The 22874-nt window shown below is 58.7% G+C and carries 19 protein-coding genes; 11 read left to right on the top strand and 8 right to left on the bottom strand.

Features of this window, described 5'->3' with window-relative positions; genetic code table 11:
* Positions 1–9 precede the first annotated feature (9 nt).
* Positions 10–453, bottom strand: coding sequence for a DUF2569 domain-containing protein (locus tag E7738_RS05715; protein ID WP_058758460.1), 444 nt, complete (start codon positions 451–453; stop codon positions 10–12).
* A gap of 110 nt (positions 454–563) precedes the next feature.
* Positions 564–779 (bottom strand): transcription modulator YdgT, encoded by a 216-nt coding sequence (gene ydgT / locus E7738_RS05710; protein WP_010618950.1) that lies wholly within the window; start codon positions 777–779, stop codon positions 564–566.
* A gap of 674 nt (positions 780–1453) precedes the next feature.
* Here ydgT and ytfQ point away from each other — a divergent pair.
* The 4 genes from ytfQ to yjfF are packed head-to-tail and all read left to right on the top strand — an operon-like array spanning position 1454 to position 5977.
* The gene (gene ytfQ / locus E7738_RS05705) at positions 1454–2410 is read left to right on the top strand and encodes a galactofuranose ABC transporter, galactofuranose-binding protein YtfQ (protein WP_394516198.1); all 957 of its coding nucleotides are present in this window, start codon (positions 1454–1456) and stop codon (positions 2408–2410) included.
* A 54-nt stretch (positions 2411–2464) separates the two neighbouring features.
* The gene (locus E7738_RS05700) at positions 2465–3985 is read left to right on the top strand and encodes a sugar ABC transporter ATP-binding protein (protein WP_021506184.1); all 1521 of its coding nucleotides are present in this window, start codon (positions 2465–2467) and stop codon (positions 3983–3985) included.
* Positions 3978–4994 carry a galactofuranose ABC transporter, ATP-binding protein YtfT gene (gene ytfT / locus E7738_RS05695; protein ID WP_058758461.1) on the top strand — a complete coding sequence of 339 codons (1017 nt, stop codon included), beginning with the start codon at positions 3978–3980 and terminating at the stop codon, positions 4992–4994. Before E7738_RS05700 ends, ytfT begins: the two co-directional genes overlap by 8 nt.
* A complete protein-coding gene (yjfF, locus tag E7738_RS05690) occupies positions 4991–5977 on the top strand; it encodes a galactofuranose ABC transporter, permease protein YjfF (protein WP_021506182.1) in 987 nt (328 codons plus the stop codon). Before ytfT ends, yjfF begins: the two co-directional genes overlap by 4 nt.
* A gap of 474 nt (positions 5978–6451) precedes the next feature.
* On the opposite strand, the gene araA is transcribed toward yjfF, so the two are convergent.
* On the bottom strand, positions 6452–7942 hold the full coding sequence (gene araA, locus E7738_RS05685) for an L-arabinose isomerase (protein ID WP_241797861.1): 1491 nt from the start codon (positions 7940–7942) through the stop codon (positions 6452–6454).
* Positions 7943–7953: 11 nt separating this feature from the next.
* The gene (locus tag E7738_RS05680) at positions 7954–9639 is read right to left on the bottom strand and encodes a ribulokinase (RefSeq protein WP_238560936.1); all 1686 of its coding nucleotides are present in this window, start codon (positions 9637–9639) and stop codon (positions 7954–7956) included.
* 366 nt (positions 9640–10005) lie between these two features.
* On the opposite strand from E7738_RS05680, the gene E7738_RS05675 reads away from it, so the two are divergent.
* The 5 genes from E7738_RS05675 to E7738_RS05655 all read left to right on the top strand — a co-directional run bounded on the left by E7738_RS05675 (position 10006) and on the right by E7738_RS05655 (position 15781).
* Positions 10006–10989 carry an arabinose ABC transporter substrate-binding protein gene (locus tag E7738_RS05675; RefSeq protein WP_394516197.1) on the top strand — a complete coding sequence of 328 codons (984 nt, stop codon included), beginning with the start codon at positions 10006–10008 and terminating at the stop codon, positions 10987–10989.
* 174 nt (positions 10990–11163) lie between these two features.
* Positions 11164–12684: an L-arabinose ABC transporter ATP-binding protein AraG gene (gene araG, locus E7738_RS05670; protein WP_021506178.1), complete on the top strand. Its 1521-nt coding sequence runs from the start codon at positions 11164–11166 to the stop codon at positions 12682–12684.
* 17 nt (positions 12685–12701) lie between these two features.
* Positions 12702–13688 (top strand): L-arabinose ABC transporter permease AraH, encoded by a 987-nt coding sequence (gene araH, locus E7738_RS05665; protein WP_394516196.1) that lies wholly within the window; start codon positions 12702–12704, stop codon positions 13686–13688.
* A gap of 57 nt (positions 13689–13745) precedes the next feature.
* A complete protein-coding gene (gene araC, locus E7738_RS05660; RefSeq protein WP_021506176.1) occupies positions 13746–14663 on the top strand; it encodes an arabinose operon transcriptional regulator AraC in 918 nt (305 codons plus the stop codon).
* 77 nt (positions 14664–14740) lie between these two features.
* Entirely contained in the window at positions 14741–15781 is a 1041-nt protein-coding gene (locus E7738_RS05655) for an oxidoreductase (protein WP_021506175.1), read from the top strand.
* Between the two features lie 62 nt (positions 15782–15843).
* On the opposite strand, the gene add is transcribed toward E7738_RS05655, so the two are convergent.
* The 3 genes from add to malX all read right to left on the bottom strand — a co-directional run bounded on the left by add (position 15844) and on the right by malX (position 19725).
* Positions 15844–16842 carry an adenosine deaminase gene (gene add, locus E7738_RS05650; RefSeq protein ID WP_132462733.1) on the bottom strand — a complete coding sequence of 333 codons (999 nt, stop codon included), beginning with the start codon at positions 16840–16842 and terminating at the stop codon, positions 15844–15846.
* Positions 16843–16960: 118 nt separating this feature from the next.
* Positions 16961–18136 (bottom strand): MalY/PatB family protein, encoded by a 1176-nt coding sequence (locus E7738_RS05645; protein ID WP_394516195.1) that lies wholly within the window; start codon positions 18134–18136, stop codon positions 16961–16963.
* A 2-nt stretch (positions 18137–18138) separates the two neighbouring features.
* On the bottom strand, positions 18139–19725 hold the full coding sequence (malX, locus tag E7738_RS05640) for a maltose/glucose-specific PTS transporter subunit IIBC (RefSeq protein WP_394516194.1): 1587 nt from the start codon (positions 19723–19725) through the stop codon (positions 18139–18141).
* Between the two features lie 177 nt (positions 19726–19902).
* Between malX and malI the strand changes: the two genes are divergently transcribed.
* Together malI and E7738_RS05630 are read left to right on the top strand one after the other, a co-directional pair.
* Positions 19903–20928 carry a Mal regulon transcriptional regulator MalI gene (gene malI / locus E7738_RS05635; RefSeq protein WP_088515902.1) on the top strand — a complete coding sequence of 342 codons (1026 nt, stop codon included), beginning with the start codon at positions 19903–19905 and terminating at the stop codon, positions 20926–20928.
* Positions 20929–21204: 276 nt separating this feature from the next.
* Positions 21205–22521: a glycosyltransferase gene (locus E7738_RS05630; RefSeq protein WP_338119169.1), complete on the top strand. Its 1317-nt coding sequence runs from the start codon at positions 21205–21207 to the stop codon at positions 22519–22521.
* Positions 22522–22601: 80 nt separating this feature from the next.
* Here the strand turns inward: E7738_RS05630 and E7738_RS05625 are convergent, their stop codons facing one another.
* On the bottom strand, positions 22602–22838 hold the full coding sequence (locus E7738_RS05625; RefSeq protein WP_021506169.1) for a hypothetical protein: 237 nt from the start codon (positions 22836–22838) through the stop codon (positions 22602–22604).
* Positions 22839–22874 lie beyond the last annotated feature (36 nt).

Here is a 22874-nt window from a genome sequence, read left to right as displayed (position 1 = left end):
AGAGCGTCATCAGGGCTGAATAAAGGTCTGTTTGACCCGCTGTGAGCGTTTGAAGTAGGGCACAAAGACTGCCGCCGAGAGCAGGGCCAGCAGCAATGTCTGGATCGCTTTCCCATCGGCCACCGGCGTAAAAGCGAAGGTTTTCAGCGCCAGCAATACGGTCATCAGCAGCCAGAGAATGTAGTGACGTGGCAGACGGCGCGAACGCTGACAAAAGATCCAGCACACCCAGATGCTGTACAGCCACACCGCGGCGGCGGTGAGTAAGGACACCAGCCACTGCGTCATTAAAATACTGGCGTGAGAAAACAGCGTGGTGCGCAGTTCCGTGTCAAACAGCGGCCGCAGATAGAGCGCCACCACTAGCGCGCTGGTCAGCATCGTCATAATCAGCCAGGCCAGCGGCAGCAGCAGCCAGCCGGCAATACGCGGCGGGTTTACCGATTCGGACATGTTATTCATCCTGATGTAAGCAAAAAAGACGAGGCAGAGCGTACCATGTCCAAACGGGTCACGCCCGATTCGGACAGCGCACCAGGGGCAGAAACAGAGATAAGCGCGCTTTACACCACGTAGCGCCAGACGGATTTCGGCACACAGCCGAGGTCATACAGACGGCCACCTGAGGCGAGTTCAGCACGGCGGTGATCGGCGGCGCGGTACATATTGATGATCTCGTTATCATCAGTGAGCGAATAATTGAGGTGATCGTAGAGTTTTTCCAGACTCTCAAGATTATTCACTTTACGAAATTTCAGCAGGTAATCGAGCGCAGTCATGATTGCCATAAAAGATAGAGAACGGGGAAGTGCTCAAGTATAGGGAGCACGCGGCCAGAGTCCAGACACCGCGGTTAAAAAAATTCAAAATTCAGACAACGTGCGCTAATTCGCTCATCAAAAGGGACTTTTTTACGCTTTTATCTTTTTTAACGCGCATTTTTCTGCGCGTCAGGCGCGTTTTTGGCCCCGTTAACCGGGGGCTGGTGAGAAAATTTAACAGCTGCCTTAAACGGTATTCCAGACGCTATTTTTCGCACTTTTGTTGCGCTTATTTTGAAACGCAGCAGGCGCGAAAAAGCGATTTATCTGTAACGGGTGACGCACAAGGGTGCAGCTGTGATGAAACGTCAAATCGCAAGTGTGCGAATTATCACAAAACAGAACATTGCCTGCCGCCCGCATGAATAACCATTCTTTACGTGTCCGTTGTAATCGTTTCCAGTGCCTGCGGTCATAACCGCTTCTGTTTATTACAGTTATTTAACCTCCGCTGACATAAAGTTCAGGCGTTTTGTCCATAAGCTGAGTCAGCTGTCTGACACCCTGATACGCGTAACCCCTTTAATTCATTCTGTTTTGTGAGGTGTGTCGCGCTTGTTTTAGCGCAATTGCGCCAGGCTTGAAGCGCGTTTGTACCCCTACAGCACACTCCCTTCAGAGGAATGAAAATTATGTGGAAACGTTTACTCTTGACCACCATGGTCAGCGCCGCACTCAGCACATCGGTTCTGGCTGCCGACATGAGGGTGGGCTTCTCGCAGGTCGGTTCTGAATCCGGCTGGCGTTCTGCCGAAACCAACGTGGCAAAAAGTGAAGCGCAAAAGCGCGGTATCACCCTGAAAATTGCCGATGGTCAGCAGAAGCAGGAGAACCAGATCAAAGCGGTGCGCTCGTTTATCGCTCAGGGCGTTGACGCCATCTTTATCGCGCCAGTGGTCCAGACTGGCTGGGAACCGGTGCTGGAAGAGGCCAAAGACGCCAAAATCCCGGTGTTCCTGCTGGACCGCGCCATCGTGGTGAAAGATAAATCGCTGTACATGGCGGTGGTGACGGCCGACAACGTGCTGGAAGGCAAACTGATTGGTGACTGGCTGGTGAAAACCGTCGGTGACAAGCAGTGTAACGTGGTGGAACTGCAGGGTACCGTCGGTGCCAGCGTGGCGATCGACCGTAAGAAAGGCTTTGCCGAAGCCATCGCCGGCCACAACAACATCAAAGTGATTCGCTCGCAGTCCGGTGACTTTACCCGCAGTAAGGGTAAAGAGGTGATGGAGAGCTTTATCAAAGCCGAGAACAATGGCAAAAACATCTGCATGGTGTATGCCCATAACGACGACATGGCGATCGGCGCCATCCAGGCAATTAAAGAAGCCGGCCTGAAGCCGGGCAAAGACATTCTCACCGGTTCGATTGATGGTGTACCGGATATCTACAAAGCGATGCTGGCCGGCGAGGCCAACGCCAACGTTGAGCTGACGCCGGACATGGCCGGCCCGGCGTTTGACGCGCTGGAGAAATTCAAAAAAGACGGCACGCTGCCGCCGAAGATCATCAAAACCGAATCAAAACTGTTCTTACCGGCTGACGCTCAGGCGGAGCTGGATAAGAAAAAAGGCATGGGTTACTGATCCCCGCAACCGCCCTTCGGGGCGGTTTTTATGACGTAAGCGAGGCAGAATCTGATGAGCAGCTACGATGAAACACCCCTGCTGAGCCTCAACGGCATCAGCAAAGGCTTTCCCGGCGTCAAAGCGCTGGATAACGTGTCGTTCAGCATCCGCAAGGGCGAAATTATGGCGCTGCTGGGTGAGAACGGCGCGGGGAAATCCACCCTGATTAAAGTGCTGACCGGCGTCTACACGCGGGATGCCGGCACTATCACCCTCAACGGCGCGGTGATTGCGCCGCACAGTACCGCCGATGCGCAGCAGATGGGCATTGGCACCGTTTATCAGGAAGTGAATCTGCTGCCGAATATGTCGGTGGCGGATAACCTCTATATTGGCCGCGAGCCGCGCCGCTTCGGCATGATCGATCGCAAGCGCATGGTGCGCGACGCCGATGCGCTGATGCGCAACTACGGCTTCGCGCTGGATGTGACGCGTCCGCTCGGCCACTACTCGGTGGCGATGCAGCAGATCATTGCGATTTGCCGCGCGGTCGATCTCTCCGCGCAGGTGCTGATTCTGGATGAACCAACTGCCAGCCTCGATGCCAGCGAAGTGGAGATGCTGTTTACCCTGATGGCGCAGCTGAAAGCCAAAGGTATGAGCCTGATTTTCGTCACCCACTTTCTCGACCAGGTGTACCGCATCACCGATCGCATTACCGTACTGCGCAACGGTCAGTTTATCGCCACGCGGGACACCGCCTCGCTGCCGCAGATTGAGCTGATCAAGCTTATGCTGGGGCGAGAGCTGCTGGAAACCGCACTGCAGCGCCAGGGCAGCACGTTACGCAGCAATCAGCCGGTGGTGTCGTTTGAGGATTACGGCAAGAAAGGCACCATTGAACCGTTTAGCCTGCAGGTACGGCCGGGCGAAGTGGTGGGGCTGGCCGGACTGCTCGGCTCCGGGCGCACCGAGACCGCCGAGGTGCTGTTTGGCATCCGCCGCGCCGATCGCGGTACCGCCACCATCAAAGGCAAAGTGCAGCACATCCGCACGCCGGCCAAAGCCTCGCGTCTCGGCATGGGCTTCTGCCCGGAAGATCGTAAAACTGACGGCATCATCGGCGCGGCCTCGGTGCGGGAAAACATCATTCTGGCGCTGCAGGCGCAGCGTGGCTGGCTGCGGCCGATCAAACGCCGTGAGCAGCAGGCGATAGCCGAGCGTTTTATCAAGAGCCTGGGTATTCGCACGCCGCACGCCGACCAGCCGGTGGAGCTGCTGTCGGGTGGCAACCAGCAGAAGGTGCTGCTGTCACGCTGGCTGGTGACTAAACCACAGTTTCTGATTCTGGATGAGCCGACGCGCGGTATCGACGTAGGCGCCCACGCCGAGATCATTCGGCTGATAGAATCCCTGTGCGCCGACGGACTGGCGCTGCTGGTCATCTCCTCTGAACTGGAAGAACTGGTGGGCTATGCCGATCGCGTGCTGATCATGCGCGATCTGAAGCAGGTCGCCGAAATTCCGCTGGAACAGCTGTCGGTGGCGTCGATCGTCAACGCCATCGCGGACGGAGGAGCACAACATGCTTGAATCGCCTATGACACACGAAAAACCGGAACGGCGGAAGCCGAAGCTGCCGCCGGGCATGCCGCAGATCGTCGCGCTGATTCTGGTGCTGCTGATCGACAGCCTGGTGGCGAATAACTTTTTTGCTATTCACATTCAGGACGGGCGGTTATTCGGCAGCCCGATTGACATTCTCAACCGCGCCGCACCGGTGGCGCTGCTGGCGATTGGTATGACGCTGGTGATTGCCACCGGCGGGATCGATCTGTCGGTGGGCGCGGTAATGGCGATTGCCGGCGCGACGGCGGCGACGCTGACGGTGGCGGGGCACAGCCTGAGTTTTATTATCCTGGCCACGCTCGGAACCGGGCTGCTATGCGGCCTGTGGAACGGCGTGCTGGTGGCGCTGCTGAAGATTCAGCCGTTTGTTGCCACGCTGATCCTGATGGTGGCCGGGCGCGGCATCGCGCAGCTGATCACCCAGGGACAGATCGTCACCTTTAACAGTGACAGCCTCGCGTGGTTTGGCAGCGGTTCGCTGTGGCTGCTGCCGGTACCGGTGTGGATTACCCTGCTGGTGGCCGTGGCGGTGTGGCTGCTGACGCGCAAAACCGCGCTTGGCCTGTTCATCGAAGCGGTAGGCATCAACCTGCGCGCGGCGCGCAATGCCGGGGTGACCGGCTGGCTGGTGGTGATGTCCACCTACGCCATCAGCGGCGTGTGTGCGGCGGTAGCCGGGCTGATTGTCGCCGCCGATATTCGCGGTGCCGATGCCAATAATGCCGGGTTGTGGCTGGAGCTGGACGCCATTCTGGCGGTGGTGATTGGTGGCGCCTCGCTGATGGGCGGGCGTTTTAACCTGGTGCTGTCGCTGGTTGGCGCGCTGATAATCCAGTCAATGAATACCGGCATCCTGCTGTCAGGTTTTCCGCCAGAGCTGAACCAGGTGGTGAAAGCGGTGGTGGTGATGTGCGTTCTGCTGCTGCAGTCGCCGCGCTTTATCGCCATGCTGAAGGGGAGACGTAAACCATGATCAAGCGTCATTTACCGTTAATGATTACCCTGCTGGTGTTTGTCGCGGGTTACCTGTTCTGCCTCAGCCAGTTTCCCGGCTTTGCCTCAACGCGGGTGATTTGCAACATCCTCACGGATAATGCGTTTCTCGGCATCATCGCCGTCGGCATGACGTTTGTGATTTTGTCCGGCGGCATCGATCTGTCCGTTGGCGCGGTGATCGCTTTCACCGGCGTGTTCCTGGCGCGCATCATCGGCGACTACCATGTCGATCCGCTGCTGGCCTTTGCGCTGATTCTGGCGGCAGGCGCGCTGTTTGGTGCCATGATGGGCTGGCTGATTGATGCATTAAAAATCCCGGCCTTTATCATCACGCTCGCCGGGATGTTTTTCCTGCGCGGCTGCAGCTATCTGGTGTCGGAGAACTCGATTCCTATCGATCATCCGCTGTATACCACGTTGTCGAGCCTGGCGTGGAAAATTCCCGGCGGCGGACGTCTCAGCCTGCTGGCGGTGATTATGCTGGTGGTGGTGGCGGGGGGCATTCTGCTGGCGCACCGTACGCGCTTCGGTAATCAGGTGTACGCCATTGGCGGCAATCTGACGTCGGCTCAGCTGATGGGCGTGTCGACGCGCGCCACCACGATTAAGATTTATATGCTGTCGACCACGCTGGCGACGCTGGCAGGCATCGTATTTTCCATTTACACCTCGGCCGGCTACGCGCTGGCCGGGCTGGGCGTCGAGCTGGATGCCATTGCTTCGGTGGTGATTGGCGGTACGCTGCTGTCGGGGGGCGTCGGTACGGTGCTGGGCACGCTGTTCGGGGTGCTGATTCAGGGGTTGATTCAGACATGGATTAACTTCGACGGCACGCTGAGTTCGTGGTGGACCAAAATCGCCATCGGTATTCTGCTGTTTGCCTTTATTGCGCTGCAGCGTCTGCTGACGGTGATGTGGGACCGCCAGCAGAACGCGCCGGTTAAGCGTTTAACGTCTTAGTCGTGATCGCATGTGCGTTAAGAGGTGCGCAAACTGGCGCACCTTTTTTTATGCTCAGATTCGTGGATGTTAGGTGGGGTTTGCAGTTTTAGCGCTCAGAGTCGTGGATGCTTAGTGGGGTTGCTGTTAATCGGGTGCCCGGCCCCATCAAGGCCAGCCCGATCGCAAAGAAACCCCGCATCCATGCCGATCGGCCGCGCCATCCCTGGCGCGGACGCTTTGCTATTCGGGCTGGTCTTGATGGGACAGTTAAGTTGTTCATCGCTGTCATTAATGCGCTGCGCGGCGTTTAAATCTGACCACTCGCAGCACACGGATATGCAGGAAATAAAGGCGGGCAGTGGCGTAAAGCGTACGACGCAGGGAGGTATTCACGCCGGCTTTACGTAACGCCTGCCTTAGTTGACTGGACCGCACGTTTTAAGCCAAAAAAAGCCGCGATACACTCGCGGCTTGCTTCAATATCTCAGGCTATTAACGTTGCAGTCGGTAATACGCGTCGTTCCAGCGCAGCGCATCTTTGAAGGCTGGCAGGCGCGTCTCGTCATCAATCACCAGCACTTCAATGCCGTGCAGTTCGCCGTACAGGTACATATCCTCAACATCCAGCGCCTGGCTGAACACCGTATGGTGTGCGCCGCCCGCCAGGATCCACGCTTCAGAAGCGGTGGCCAGCGACGGCTGCGCGCGCCACAGCGCACGTGCCACCGGCAGCTTCGGCAGCGCCTGCGGCTGTTCAATGGTATCGACCACGTTGACCAGCAGACGGAAGCGGTCGCCCATATCGATGACGCTGGCGTTCACCGCGCGACCCGCCGGCGTCGAGAAAATCAGACGCGCCGGATCGGCTTTACCGCCAATGCCGAGGAACTGCACATCAATCAGCGGCTTCTCCTCTTTGGCGATCGACGGGCACACTTCCAGCATGTGCGAGCCCAGTACCAGCTCGTTGCCCGGCGCGAAGTGGTAGGTGTAATCCTCCATAAACGAGGTGCCGCCGGCGCGCGTGCCGGCCTGCACTTTCAGGATGTGCAGCAGTGCGGCGGTTTTCCAGTCGCCTTCACCGGCGAAACCGTAGCCCTGAGCCATCAGGCGCTGAACCGCCAGACCGGGCAGCTGGGTCATACCGTGCAGCGTCTGGAAATTGGTGGTAAAGGCTTTACAGCCTTCGCTATCGAGGAAGCGCTTCAGGCCCAGCTCAATGCGTGCGGCATCCAGCACATTCTGCCGCTTGTCGCCGTTTACAGACGCCGCTGCGCTGAACAGATACTGGCTCTCGTACTCGTCGACCAGCGCGTTGACATCGCCGTCGCTGACGCTGTTCACCACCTCAACCAGATCGCCGACGCCCCAGCCGTTAACCGCATAGCCAAACTGAATCTGCGCTGCCACTTTATCGCCTTCGGTGACCGCCACTTCGCGCATATTGTCACCGAAGCGCGCCACTTTCAGCTGCTGGCTGGCCTGCTTCGCCAGGGCGGCATTGATCCAGCGCGCAATACGCTGCTGGCTGGTTTTATCCTGCCAGTGACCGGTCACCACGCTGTGCTGCAGACCCATGCGCGCGCCAATGAAGCCGAACTCACGGCCGCCGTGCGCGGTCTGGTTCAGGTTCATGAAGTCCATGTCCATGCTGTCCCACGGAATTTCCGCATTGAACTGGGTGTGAAACTGCAGCAGCGGCTTATGCAAAATACTCAGTCCGCCAATCCACATTTTTGCCGGCGAAAAGGTATGCAGCCAGGTAATGATACCGACGCACTGGCTGTCGTGATTGGCCTCGCGGCACAGTGCCAGCGCTTCATCCGGTGATTTCACCAGCGGCTTCAGCTCAAGCGGCACCGGCAGCGTACCGGCCTGGTTCAGGCCGTCCATCACCTGGCGCGCATGCTGCTCAACCTGGCGCAGGGTTTCCGCTCCGTAGAGATGCTGTGTACCAATCACAAACCAGACTTTCTGTTCCATTCATCGCTCCTTTACTTAGCGGATGCGGCGCGCGCGGCGTACTGCGGTTCAGCCGCCTGGCACCAGTGTTGATAACGTTGATAAAGCTGCTGATAAGTCGCCACGCGCGCGCTGTCCGGCTGCAGGGTGACGGCAATCGGACTGGCCATCACCTGCTGCGCCGCCGGCACATCGGGGTAAACGCCGGCGGCAACGGCGGCAAAAATCGCCGCGCCCAGCGCGCAGCACTCATCGGAAGCGACAATGTCCAGCGGCCGGTTCATCACATCGCAGCAGGCCTGCATGATGGCAGGGGATTTGCGCGCAATGCCGCCGAGCGTCAGGATGTTCTGCACCGGAATCTGCTGCTGTTCGAAGCACTCCATGATGGCGCGAGCGCCGAAGGCGGTGGCGGCAATCAGGCCACCGAACAGCGCGGGCGCATCGGTGCCGAGGTTGAGGTCGGTAATCACGCCTTTCAGGCGCTGGTTGGCGTCCGGCGTGCGGCGACCGTTAAACCAGTCCAGCACCACCGGCAGGTGATCGAGTTGCGGATTTGCCGCCCAGGCGTCGGTCAGCTGGCGGATCAAATCCTGCTGCAGCGCGGCCAGCTGCGGCTGTAATTCAGGATGGCGCTGCGCCGCCTGCTGCAAAGGCCAGCCGAGCAGGCGACTGAACCAGGCGTAGATGTCGCCGAACGCCGATTGTCCGGCTTCACAGCCGATGGCGCCCGGCATTACGCTGCCGTCGACCTGACCGCAGATGCCTTTGATCGCGCGATCGCCCACCTGTTCGCTGTCGGCGATCAGGATGTCGCAGGTCGAGGTGCCGATGACTTTCACCAGCGTGTACGGCTGTGCGCCCGCGCCAACCGCGCCCATGTGGCAGTCAAAGGCGCCACCGGACAGCATCACCTGTTCTGACAGGCCAAGACGCTGCGCCCATTCGCCCGACAGCGTGCCGACCGGCACATCGGCGGTAAAAGTATCGCTGAACAGCGGCGAATCGAGCTGTTCCACCAGCATGGGATCGAGCGCGCGAAAGAACGCCGCCGGCGGTAAACCCTGCCACTCCGGATGCCACAATGATTTGTGCCCGGCGGCACAGCGTCCGCGCCGCAGATCGGCCGGTGCGGTGGTACCGCTCAGCAGCGCAGGCACCCAGTCGCACAGCTCTACCCACGAAACCGCCGCCTCACGCACCGCGGCATCGGCACGCGATACGTGCAAGATTTTGGCCCAGAACCATTCGGAGGAGTAAACGCCGCCGATGTAGCGGGTATAGTCGGTGAACTGGCCGCTGCGGCACAGGCGGTTGATCTCTTCGGCTTCTTCTATGGCGGTATGATCTTTCCACAGCACAAACATGGCGTTGGGATTGCTGACGAATTCCGGACGCAGCGCGAGGACGTTGCCGTCGCGATCGATGGGGGCCGGCGTCGAGCCGGTAGAATCGACGCCAATACCCACCACCGCGGCGCGCTGCGCCGGACTTAACGCCTGCACCACGCTGACGATGGCTTGTTCCAGCGCATCAATATAATCCTGAGGATGATGACGAAAGCGGTTGGCGTGGGCATCGCAGAATTCACCCTTTGCCCAGCGCGGATAGTTGACCACCGCCTTTTCCAGCTCTTTACCGCTGTGGCACTCCACGGCCAGCGCCCGTACCGAGTCACTGCCGAAATCCAGCCCAATTGTTATGGCACCCGCGCTCATCGGGATTCTCCTGTGTGAGTTGTCTCGCTCTATCCTGGAATGGGGCGCGGGCGGCGGTTAGTCATCAGCGGCTGAGAATATGCACTTTTCTGTCATCGGCGGGGTTGTGTGATCGACAGCAAAAGTTAATGTCCGGTTAATTTTGCTGAATATATGGAGGATTTAGTCATCGTTTTGGGATGTGATACCGCTCTACATTTTTCCGCGCTTTTCCCGCTACAACTAGCCCAGCGTTTGCACAGCCTTTGTACAACCTTTGAGCTAACGCGCTGATTTTGCGCTGTACCCGAACGTGAAATCTGATTGGTAGCGTTTACACCGATTCGTTGATAACAGCGATAAAACACCATTGTGCCGGAGAGCATCATGCATAAATTCACTAAAGCAATGGCGGCCGCAGGCCTCGCCGCGCTTATGTCACAATCCGCTATCGCCGAGACCATGAAGCTCGGTTTTCTCGTCAAACAGCCGGAGGAACCCTGGTTCCAGACCGAGTGGAAATTCGCCGATAAGGCCGGCAAAGATCTCGGCTTTGAAGTGATCAAAATTGCCGTGCCGGACGGTGAAAAAACCCTGAACGCTATCGATAGCCTGGCGGCGAGCGGCGCCAAAGGCTTTGTCATCTGTACCCCGGATCCCAAGCTGGGCTCGGCCATCGTCGCCAAAGCACGCAGCTATGACCTGAAAGTGATTGCCGTGGATGACCAGTTTGTCACCGCCAAAGGCAAGCCAATGGATACCGTACCGCTGGTGATGATGGCGGCGACCAAAATCGGCGAGCGTCAGGGCCAGGAGCTGTACAAAGAGATGCAGAAACGCGGCTGGGATGTGAAGCAAACCGCCGTGATGGCGATTACTGCTAACGAACTGGATACCGCACGCCGCCGCACCGGTGGCTCAATGGCCGCGCTGAAAGCCGCCGGCTTCCCGGAGAAGCAGATTTATCAGGTGCCGACCAAATCTAACGATATCCCGGGCGCGTTTGACGCCGGTAACTCGCTGCTGGTGCAGCATCCGGAAGTGAAGCACTGGCTGATTGTCGGCATGAACGACAACACCGTGCTGGGCGGCGTGCGCGCCACCGAAGGCCAGGGCTTCAAGGCACCGGACGTGATCGGCATCGGTATCAACGGCGTGGACGCGGTAAGCGAGCTGTCAAAAGGCGCGCCAACCGGCTTCTACGGTTCCCTGCTGCCGAGCCCGGACGTGCACGGCTATAAGAGCAGCGAAATGCTCTACAACTGGGTGACCAAAGGACAGGAGCCAGCGAAATTCACCGAAGTGACCGACGTGGTGCTGATCACCCGCGACAATTTCAAAACCGAGCTGGCGAAGAAAGGGCTGATGTAAGTCGGTTTTAAGCCGTCCTCAATGTGATGTTAATTAACAGGCAGCCGGCATAGTTCGTGCTGTAGCAAGGCGGCAAACACGTTTATCCCCGGGAGCTTACTGAGATCAGTGACCGGGGTAAATGTGCGCAGCCAACGCCGCTACGGTGCGAAACATAGAGGCTCAGGAGTTCCCATGAACACGGATCCAGCATTTCTGTCATTTCATGGCATCAGCAAAACCTTCCCTGGCGTGAAAGCGCTGCAGGATATCTCTTTTCAGTGCCGCGCCGGTGAAGTGCACGCGCTGATGGGAGAAAACGGCGCGGGCAAATCCACGCTGCTGAAAATCCTCAGCGGCAGCTATCAGCCCAGCGGCGGCGAAATCCGCATCAAAGGCACAGCGAAAAGCTTCAGCAATACCGTTGATGCGCTGGATGCCGGTGTAGCGATCATTTACCAGGAGCTGCATCTGGTACCGGAAATGAGCGTGGCGGAGAACATCTATCTTGGCCAGCTGCCGCACAAGCGCGGGCTGGTTAATCGCAAGCTGCTGCGCTACGAAGCCGGTCTGCAGCTGAAAAATCTTGGCATGGATATCGACCCCGACATGCCGCTGAAATACCTGTCGCTCGGCCAGTGGCAGATGGTCGAAATCGCTAAAGCGCTGGCGCGCAACGCGCGCATCATCGCTTTTGATGAGCCGACCAGTTCGCTGTCGGCGCGCGAAATTGAGCATCTGTTCCGCGTGATTCGCCAGCTGCGCGAGCAGGGCCGGGTGGTGCTGTATGTGTCGCATCGCATGGAAGAAATTTTCGCGCTGAGCGATGCCATCACCGTGTTTAAGGATGGGCGCTACGTGCGCACCTTCACGGATATGGCCAATACCCACCATGACGATCTGGTGGAGGCGATGGTCGGACGCAACCTCGGAGATATCTATGGCTACGCGCCACGTGAGCTGGGTCCCGTGCGTCTGCAGCTGGACCAGGTGGAAGCGAAAGGCGTGCGGATGCCGATATCGCTGACGGTGCGCGCCGGAGAAATCGTCGGTCTGTTTGGACTGGTCGGTGCCGGCCGCAGCGAACTGATGAAAGGGCTGTTTGGTGCCACCCGGCTGCGCGCAGGCACGGTCACGCTGGACGGTAAGCAGCTCAACATCCGCGAACCGATTGATGCCATCCGCGCCGGTATCATGCTGTGCCCGGAAGATCGCAAAGCCGAAGGTATCATTCCGGTGCACTCGGTGCGCGAGAACATCAATATCAGCGCGCGCCGCCACAACCTGAGTGCCGGCTGTCTGATCAAGCCGGGCTGGGAAGCGAAAAACGCGGACCACCACATTCGCTCGCTGAACATCAAAACGCCGGGTGCGCATCAGCTGATCATGAATCTGTCCGGTGGCAACCAGCAGAAGGCAATTCTGGGCCGCTGGTTGTCGGAGGAGATGAACGTGATCCTGCTCGACGAACCGACGCGCGGCATTGATGTCGGCGCCAAACATGAAATCTATAACCTGATTTATCAGCTGGCGAACAAAGGGATCGCGGTGCTGTTTGCCTCCAGCGATCTGCCCGAAGTGATGGGACTGGCCGACCGCATCGTAGTGATGCGCGAAGGTGAGATTGCCGGTGAACTGCCCCACGACGCCGCCACGGAGCAGCTGACGCTGAGCCTGGCCATGCCGAAAACCACTCAAGCGGCCGCCGTGGCCTGAGGTAAAGGAGAGTAAAAATGGCTTCATCTACCACGTCCAATACGCCACCGGTGCAGCGCAGTGGCCTGCAGCTCGGGCGCATCTGGGACAACTTCGGCATGCTGGTGGTGTTTGCGCTGCTGTTTATCGTCTGCGCCATCTTCGTGCCTAATTTTGGCACCTTTATCAACATGAAAGGGCTGGGCCTGGCGATGTCGATGTCCGGCATGGTGGCGTGCGGCATGCTGTTCTGCCTCGCCTCCGGCGATTTTGACCTGTCGGTGGCGTCGGTGATTGCCTGCGCTGGCGTCGTCACCGCCGTGGTGATCAACATGACCGAAAGCCTGTGGATCGGCGTCGCCGCCGGCCTGCTGCTTGGTATGGCCACCGGCTTCGTTAACGGCTTCGTGATTGCGCGTCTGAAGATTAACGCGCTGATCACCACGCTGGCGACCATGCAGATTGTGCGCGGCCTGGCCTATATCTTCTCCGACGGTAAAGCGGTGGGGATTGAGGATGAGCGCTTTTTCACCCTCGGCTACGCCAACTGGCTGGGCGTGCCGGCACCGATCTGGCTGACCATCGCCACCATGATCGTGTTCGGTTTCCTGCTGAACAAAACCACCTTTGGCCGCAACACGCTGGCGATTGGTGGCAACGTGGAAGCGGCGCGGCTGGCCGGGGTGCCGGTGGTGCGCACGCGCATCATCATCTTTATCCTTTCCGGGCTGGTATCAGCGGCGGCCGGCATTATCCTGGCTTCGCGCATGACCAGCGGTCAGCCGATGACCTCGCTCGGCTATGAGCTGATCGTCATCTCCGCCTGCGTGCTGGGCGGCGTGTCGCTGAAGGGCGGTATCGGCAAGATTTCCTACGTGGTCGCCGGGGTGTTGATTCTGGGTACCGTCGAGAATGCGATGAATTTATTGAATATCTCGCCATTCTCACAGTATGTGGTGCGCGGTTTGATACTGTTAGCGGCGGTGATCTTTGACCGTTACAAACAGAAAAGCAGAACCGCCTGATCCCGCGGGCGCAGCCGCAACGCTGCGCCCCAACGTCACGCGAACCGGGAGATCCTTATGTACCACCGCGAAGCGCCGAGTGAACAGCAAAATCCTTTACTGCCGGGCTATCCGTTTAACGCCTGGCTGGTGGCCGGGCTGACGCCGATCAACGCCGGCGATCAGCTCGATTTTTTTATCGATCGCCCGCACGGCATGAAAGGTTACATCCTCAATCTGACCATCAAAGGTCAGGGACGGGTGTTTGACGGAGCGTCAGCGTTTGACTGCGAGCCGGGCGACCTGCTGCTGTTTCAGCCGAAAACGCCGCACTATTATGGCCGCGCGCCGGACAGTCCGTGCTGGCATCATCGCTGGGTCTATTTCCGTCCGCGCGCCTACTGGACCGACTGGCTGCAGTGGCAGGATCAGAACCAGGGCGTTGGCCGGCTGCGGTTGCCGGATGCGCTGCGCGCCGAATTTGACCGCCTGTTTGCCAGCATTGAACAGACGCATAATTCCGGACGCCGCTTCGCCGAAGAGCTGGCGATGAATCTGCTGGAACGCCTGCTGCTGCGTGCGGTAGAAGAGGATCCGCGCAGCCATCAGCAAATTCGCGATCCGCGCGTGATTGAAGCCTGCCAGTACGTCACCAATCATCTGGCCAGCGAGGTGAAAATCGAGGAAGTGGCGCGCCACGTCTGTCTGTCGCCGTCGCGTCTGGCCCACCTGTTCCGCGAGCAGATGGGAATCAACCTGTTGCGCTGGCGCGAAGATCAGCGGGTGATCCGCGCCAAGCTGCTGCTGCAAACCACTCAGGAACCGATCGCCTCGGTGGGGCGCGAGGTCGGCTACGACGACCAGCTCTACTTCTCGCGCGTGTTCCGCAAGCGGGTGGGCGTCAGTCCGAGCGATTTCCGCCGCCGCAGTCAGGATGCGCACGACGCACTGGTGGCCCAGGAGAGCTGGCAACCGGCACGGAGTGCGATCTCCTGAGCTTTCAGGTGATTCCGCCTTGTTCTTACTGACTGATTCGTCTTAAATCAGTCAGGTCACGAACAAGAGGAATGAGAATGAGCGATAAACTACGTGTCGGCCTGATTGGCTACGGATTTGCCAGCAAAACCTTCCATGCGCCACTGATCGCCGGTACGCCAGACGTTGAGCTGGCGGCGATCTCCAGCAGCGATGCCAGTAAAGTGCACGCTGACTGGCCGTCGGTGCAGGTGGTGGCCGATCCTCAGGCACTGCTGGATGACCCGACGCTGCACCTGATTGTAATTCCTACCCCGAACGACACCCATTTCCCGCTCGCCAAAGCGGCACTTAATGCCGGCAAGCATGTGGTGGTCGATAAACCGTTTACCGTGACGCTGTCACAGGCGCGCGAGCTCGATCAGCTGGCCAAAGCCAAAGGGCTGCTGCTGTCGGTGTTCCATAACCGCCGCTGGGACAGCGATTTCCTGACGCTGAAAACGCTGCTGAACGACGGCACGCTGGGCGAGGTGCGCTATCTGGAGTCGCACTTTGACCGTTTCCGTCCGGAAGTGCGTCAGCGCTGGCGCGAAATGAAAGGCCCGGGCAGCGGGATCTGGTTCGATCTTGGACCGCACGTGCTGGACCAGGCGTTGCAGCTGTTTGGACCGCCGGTGGCGATCAACGTCGACATGGCTGAACTGCGTCCGGGCGCGCAAACCACCGATTACTTCCACGCGGTGCTGACTTATCCCACCCGGCGCGTGGTGCTGCACGCCAGCATGCTGGTAGCGGCGGAATCGGCGCGTTTTGTGGTGCACGGCACGCGCGGCAGCTACGTTAAGTATGGGCTCGATCCGCAGGAGGACCGTCTGAAAGCCGGTGAACGTCCGCCGCGTGAAGAGTGGGGCTACGACATGCGCAACGGCACGCTGACGCTGGCCGAGGGCGACGTGATGGTGGAAAAAGAGCTGCTGACGCTGCCGGGCAACTATCCGGCCTATTATGCGGCGATCCGCGACGCCATTGCCGGTAATGGTGCCAACCCGGTTACGGCGGAAGAGGCGATTCAGGTGATGGAGCTGATTGAGCTTGGCCTGCAGTCGGCGGAGAAACGCCAGACCCTGTCACTGAAGTAAACCGGACGGCGTTATCGCCAGCCGATCAACAAGGAGCGCAATCTGCGCTCCTTTTTTATGGCTTATGCCGCCACGCGCTGGCGCAGCGCGGCTTTCTCCGCCTCGGTTAAAAAGGCGATGGCAATACCGTTCTCCTGCGCCTGGCGAATCTCGGCGGCGCTCAGGCCCGCCTGTGGCGCAGCGACCTCATATTCATGCGCCAGCTCAATGCCCTGTACCGCCGGATCGTCAGTGTTGATGGTTGCCAGAATGCCATGCTGCAGGAACGCCTTCAGCGGATGGCTGGCCAGCGAGGCCACGGTGCTGGTCTGAATGTTCGATGTCAGGCAGGATTCAATGCCAATGCGCTGTTCGGCGAGGAAATCCATCAGCGCGCGGTCTTCAATCGCTTTGACACCGTGACCGATGCGCTCAGCGCCCAGCTCGCGGATCGCCTGCCAGATGCTCTCCGGTCCGGCGGCTTCACCGGCATGCACGGTGATGCGGAATCCGGCGTCGCGGGCGCGGTTGAAGTGGCTGAGGAATTCGCTGCCCGGGAAGCCCAGTTCGTCACCGGCCAGATCGACCGCGGTGATGCCGTCGCGGTGCGCCAGCAGTCCTTCCAGCTCGCGCAGGCAGGCTTCCTCGCCAAAGGTGCGGCTCATGATGCCAATCAGCTTCACATCAACGCCATACTGCTGCACGCCCGCGCGCACACCATCAATCACCGCTTCCACCACGCCGGCGATCGGCAGGTGATGGTTCATCGCCATGTAGCCCGGTGAGAAGCGCAGCTCAGCGTAATGGATACCGGCCTGCGCGGCGTCAGCGACGTTTTCCAGCGCAATGCGGCGGCAGGCGTCGAGATCGCCCAGCACTTTAACGCCCCAGTCAAGTTTCTGCAGGAAGCTCACCAGGTCCGGCTGGTTGGCCGTCACCTGTACGTGGGGACGCAGCGTATCCAGCGTATCGGCGGGCAGTGCAAGATTGAACTGGCGACCTAAATCAAGGATGGTCTGGGCGCGGATATTGCCATCGAGGTGGCGGTGAAGGTCGGTGAGGGGAAGTTTCGCATCAATCATGTCGCACTCGCTGAATTAACGTAAAGTGCAGACCATTATAAAAACATCTTGCGCAACCGCGCCAGTGATTTGCGCAAACCGGGCAGCGGATGCTGAATTAATCAGCATCCGCCCCCGTTCAGAACGATTGCAGTGCGGCAATCAGCCGGTCCAGGCCGTCATCCAGCTTGCTGCGCGGGCAGCCAGCATTGAGACGCAGATAGTTGCGGCTGGCACTGCCGTAAGTACTGCCCGGCATGATCGCCACCTTATGCTGGTGGATCAGCCGCTGCTGCAGCGCGACGTCATCAATGGCCAGCGGTGCGATGTCAATCCACGCCAGATAAGTGGCCTGCGGCGGTTGCCAGTTGAGTCCGGCAAACGCTGCGTTCAGCCGTTGCGCAATGTGCTGCATGTTGGCGCGCAGATAATCGCGCAGCGCGTCGAGCCAGGGTGCGCCGTGACGGTAGGCGGCAATGGTAGCAGCCAGCGCCATCACCGCCGGTGACGACAGCCCATCCTGCTGCTTCAGCGCGTGAAACCATGCCCGGCGATCGTCCGCGTGCGGAATAATGCCCCAGGCGCCGGTCAGCGCCGGAATATTGAAGCTCTTCGAGGCCGAGGTAAACAGCGCCCAGCGGCCTTGTGCCACCTCGCACCACGGCGTGTGGCGCGCCTCGCTCAGCACCATATCCATATGGATTTCGTCGCTGATCACGCTCACGCCATGCCGTTCGCACAGTGCCGCCATCTGCTGCAGCTCTGCGCGCTGCCACACTTTGCCGGTGGGATTGTGCGGGCTGCACAGTAACATCACCTTACAGCGCGGCCGCGCCAGCAGGGTTTCCAGCTGAGCCATATCACAGCGCCATGTGTCGCCAGCGCGCTGCAACGGCAGTTCCAGCACCCTGCGCTGATTCCCGATGATTGTCTGGTAAAACGCATCATAGGCGGGCGTGTGAATCAGCACTTCATCCTCCGCCTGCGTCCAGTGGCGCAGCAGCTGCGCCACCATATAAATCACCGACGGGCCATACACCAGCGACTCTGCCGCGACCTCGCTGGCAAAGCGGCTGTGCATCCAGTGCTGCAGGGCGGAGAGGAAATCCTCGTGCTGCCAGCGGCTGTAGCCCAGCACGCCGTGATTCAGCCGCTGCTGCAACGCGTCAATGATGCAGGGAGCGGTGGCGAAATCCATGTCCGAGATGGTGAAAGGTAGCAGATCTGGCACGCCAAAGCGGTCGGCGACAAAGTCCCACTGCGTGCACCAGCTGCCGTGGCGATCCACCACCCGATCAAAATTAAACGCCTGCATATTTACACCGTTGCGCTCATCAGATGGGCCATTTCATCCTTGACCGACTGCACCTGCGGGCCAATCACCACCTGCAGATTGGTCTGGTTAAGGTGCACCACGCCAATGGCACCGTTGGCTTTCAGCGCGGCATCGTCGACCTTGCTTATGTCGGCGACCGACAGGCGCAGGCGCGTCAGGCAGTTATCCAGCGAGGTGATGTTGTCAACGCCGCCCAGCGCCGCGAGAATCGCTGGCGTGTTGTAGCCGGATTTGCCGACACCGGCGCGGCTGACCTGCTGCTCAACGCGGCTGGTTTCTGCTTCACGGCCCGGCGTTTTGATATTGAAGCGGGTGATGGCGAAACGGAAGATGGCGTAGTAACCGACAAACCACACGGCGGCAATCACCGGCACCCAGTACCATTTGGTGGAGAGGCCGTGCAGCACGCCAAACACGAAGAAGTCGATCACGTTGCCGTCGGTATTACCGATGGTCACGCCGAGCATCGCCATCACGGTGAAGCCGAGACCGGTCAGCAGCGCGTGGATCAGGTACAGCACCGGCGCGACAAAAAGGAACAGAAACTCAATCGGTTCGGTGGTGCCGCCAACCACGCAGGCAACCACGCCAGAAATCAGCAGGCCTTTAATTTTGTGACGGTTTTCCGGGCGCGCGCAGTGGTAAATCGCCAGCGCTGCTCCCGGCAGGCCACCAAGGAATGCCGGCATTTTACCCTGCGACAGGAAGCGGGTGGCGCTTTCCGCGAAGCCGTGGGTTTCCGGACAGGCCAGCTGCGCCTGGAAGATGGTCAGCGCGCCGCTGACACTGTGACCACACACCTCCATGGTGCCACCGGCATCGGTGAAGCGAATAATCGCCACCAGAATATGCTGCAGGCCAAACGGCAGCAGCAGACGTTCTCCGGTGCCGAAGATCATCGGGCCGAATTCGCCCGCGCTGTTGATCATCCAGCCAAGACCGGTGATCGCGCGCGCAAAGAAAGGCCAGATCAGCGGTACCACCAGCCCCAGCAGGCCCATCACCACGGTGGTGATAATCGGCACAAAGCGCGTGCCGCCGAAGAATGCCAGCGCATCCGGCAGGCGAATATTGTGAAAACGCTCGTGCAGCCAGAACACCACAATGCCGACAATCACCGCGCCGAGAATACCGGTGTCGATGGACTGAATGCCGAGAATGTTCTGCACGTTATTGGCTTTCAGCACCGCCGCATCGGTAGTCGGCAGAATCCCGTTGATGTTCAGCCAGAAGTTAACGCTGAGATTGAGCACCGCAAAGCCGACGAAGCCGGCAAACGCCGCTACGCCTTTGTTTTCCCGCGCCATGCCCAGCGGGATGGCGATGGCAAACATCACCGGCAAATAGCTAAAGGCAAAGGAGCCGATTTTCGCCATCCAGATAAACAAATATTGCAGGAACGGCTGGTCGAGCAGCGGGATCAACGTCAGTACATCATGGCTGCTGAGTGAACTGCCGATCCCTAGCATGATGCCGCAAAACGACAGCAGCGCCACGGGTAGCATGAAGGTTTTCCCCAGGCTCTGGAAAAATTCCCAGAGCGACATTTTGGGTTGGCTGTGAGGCATAGTCTCTCCTGGCTAAAAAGTAACAAGCGGGTAAAGTGGTGGAGGATGATAAAACGTTTTATCAGGGCTTTTTGTGGTGATAATCACAAAGCGTGACGAGCATCAGGCTTTATTTTTATGCGAATCAGTGTAACGTTTTACCTCTTTGAATTTTCCGGCTACGAAAAGCGTCACACTATGTCCCAGCAGAAAATCACCATCCATGATGTCGCGCAGGCCGCTGGCGTATCGGTCAGCACGGTATCGCTGGTGCTGTCCGGCAAAGGGCGCATTTCACCCGCCACCGCCACGCGGGTGAATCAGGCGATTGAGCAACTCGGCTATGTGCGTAACCGCTCGGCCTCCATGCTGCGCGGCGGTGAGAGCGGGGTGATTGGCCTGATCGTGCGCGATCTCAGCCAGCCCTTTTATGCAGCAATGACGGCGGGGCTGAGCGAGGTGCTGGAGCAGCAGGGCAAAGTGCTGGTGCTGACGCAGAGTGGTCAGCATGGCCAGCATCTGCAGCGCTGTTTTGATTCGCTGGCGGCGCAGGGCGCCGATGGCATTGTGCTGGGCGGCGCGGTGGCGCAGGCGGAATCGCTGCGGCTGCAGGCGCAGGAGCAAAATATTGCGCTGATCTGCGCCGCGCGCGCCAGCAGCCTGGAGAAAGTCGATTCGCTGCGTCCGGATAACAGCCAGGCGGCGCGGATGGCCACCGAGTATCTGATCAAACAGGGACATCAGCGCATTGCCTGGGTGGGCGGTCTGGGGTCCTCACTGACGCGCGCCGAACGTATCGGCGGCTATTGCGCCACGCTGCTGCAGTACGGTTTGCCGTTTCGCCCGGACTGGATTATCGAATGTGACGATCGCCAGCAGAGCGTCTCTGCGCTGACGCAGGCGCTGCTGCATCAGCATCCGCGTATTACCGCTATTCTGGCCCACAATGCCAGCACCACGCTCGGCTGCTATTTCGGCGCGCTGCGCAGCGGCCGCACCCTCGGGGAAGACGCCGTGGACAGTTACTACACCCAGCAGCTGGCGCTGGTCGGCTTCAACGACGATCCGCAGCCTGAGCTGAACGATCCGGCGTTGACGTTTGTCAGCAGTGAAGCGCGCATCGTCGGGCGGCGCGCGGCAGAACGCATATTACAGCGCCTGGCGCAGCCACAGGCCGATGTGCAGACGTTAATCGTGCCGCCGCAGCTGGTGCAGGGCCGCTAAGCCTGTCGCCCGCCCGGCGTCAGGTCATTATTCGCCACGTTTCTGTTACCGCTGCTTACCGATTGTCAGCCGGCCTGTGATCATCGTTCTGCTTATGCATTGCGGGCCAGCAGAAAATAAAGATTAAACTTCGGCATCAAATCCTGACACGAAATTGTCATAATATGGCCAGCGTTAAATAAAAATCAACGCGTTAGCCATTTTTCTGAATTCCGCGAATTTTGTATTGATTAATATTCTTTACCGGCCGCGCCTGAATTTTATTCAGGCTGGCTGATGTTATTACCTGTCACAAAATGTGTATTTTCTTATTGTTTAGCGAGGGTTTACTTGCTCACTGGATTTGTGACTGGCGAGGAATATACTGCCAGCTATGCTTATTTTTCCTGTGCCGGGGCACGTATGAAAATAATCGTAAATGGGAAAGGTTATCCGGAAAAGAGAAATATCATCGTCAATGATTCACACCATTATCTCAATCTGAAATATAAAAATATCTGGTTTTATCGTAACGCCGTCAGGCAGAAAATTAGCAAAGCCAATAAATTGTTTATTTTCGCGCCGCTACCGTTCTCGGTGCCGGACGATGCGCAAATCATTCATCTTTTTAATGAAGTGGCCTGCACAAAAAAACGCTGGATGGCGACATTTGAAACCGAAATTCCGCGCGTGCTGCCGGTGCCGGGCATGGCCAAACTGCATAATCCACAATTGCAGAAACAACTCAAACTGATCGCGGCACCGCAGTGTACGGCGCTGCTGGCTATCTCCGACGCGACGAAAAAGATTCAAATCAAGCTGTTACAGGCGTTTCCGCAGCAGGCTGCAGCCATTTTGCCCAAACTGCATACGCTGCATCCGCCGCAGGCAATTATCTGTGATCGGGTCAGACCGGTGAATCAGGCGAAGCTGACGTTCAGCTTTGTCGGCAATGAGTTTTATCGTAAAGGTGGGGCGGAAGTGGTGCTGGCCTTTAGCGAGTTGCTGGCAGAAGGCATCATTCAACCCGACAGCGTGCAGGTGAATTTAACGGGCAACCTGAAGCATCGCTATAATATCGCGCACGGCGCGCAGCAGGATGACGCGCAATTTCATCAGCGGATTGAAGACCTGATTAATCAACAGGCAATCTTCAGGCATGAAACATTTTTGCAAAATGATCGGCTGATGAAAATGCTCGAACAGACCGATGTGGGATTATTACCGACCTGGCAGGATACCTACGGCTTTTCAGTGCTGGAAATGCAGGCGTGCGGCTGTCCGGTTATTACCACCAATGTACGCGCACTGCCGGAAATAAACCCGGCTTCGGCCGGCTGGCTTATTGATTGTCCGTTGAATGATATGTTTGAAATCGCTATCGGTTCAGCGCAGGAGAAACAGGCGATCAGGGACAGAATTATTGCGCAGCTCAAACAGATCATCACGCAGATGATGGCGCAGCGCGAGGCGATCAGCACCCGCTCGGCGCGGGCGCTGCAAAGAATTAAAGACCAGCACGATCCGGCGCGCTTTCGCGCCCGTCTCGACGCCTTTTATCAGCAGACAGCACAGGTGAATCGTGCCCCGGGCGTCAGCGCTAAAGAGATTTGACGCATTAATCACGCCGGGTGGAGGAAGCGGATCCCCGGTTATCGCCGGTGGCGCTGACGCAACGGCCAGCGCGCACGGCATTAGCGGGCTCTGGCCGTCAGACTAAAATAGGGATGTTTTCCTGCCAGCAGCAGCAAAAACTCATATTCTCCCTGACTGAGCGGCGACGGTTTTGCTGCGGACTCCTTCATCTGCCAGACCCGCAGGCTAAGGTCGAAGCGTTCAGCCGCGTGCAGTTGGGTCATGCCCGTGGCGATGCGTAAGTCACGCACATCAGTCTGAACCGGAACGATGTGCTGCAATGATTGATGGCTCATAAGTTCTTCTCTTTCTGTGGCCTGTCCCTGGCGGTG

It is taken from the genome of Pantoea sp. SGAir0430 (assembly GCF_043549295.1).
Note: the sequence above shows the minus strand (reverse complement) of the source record. Positions and strands in the feature narration are given on the sequence as shown.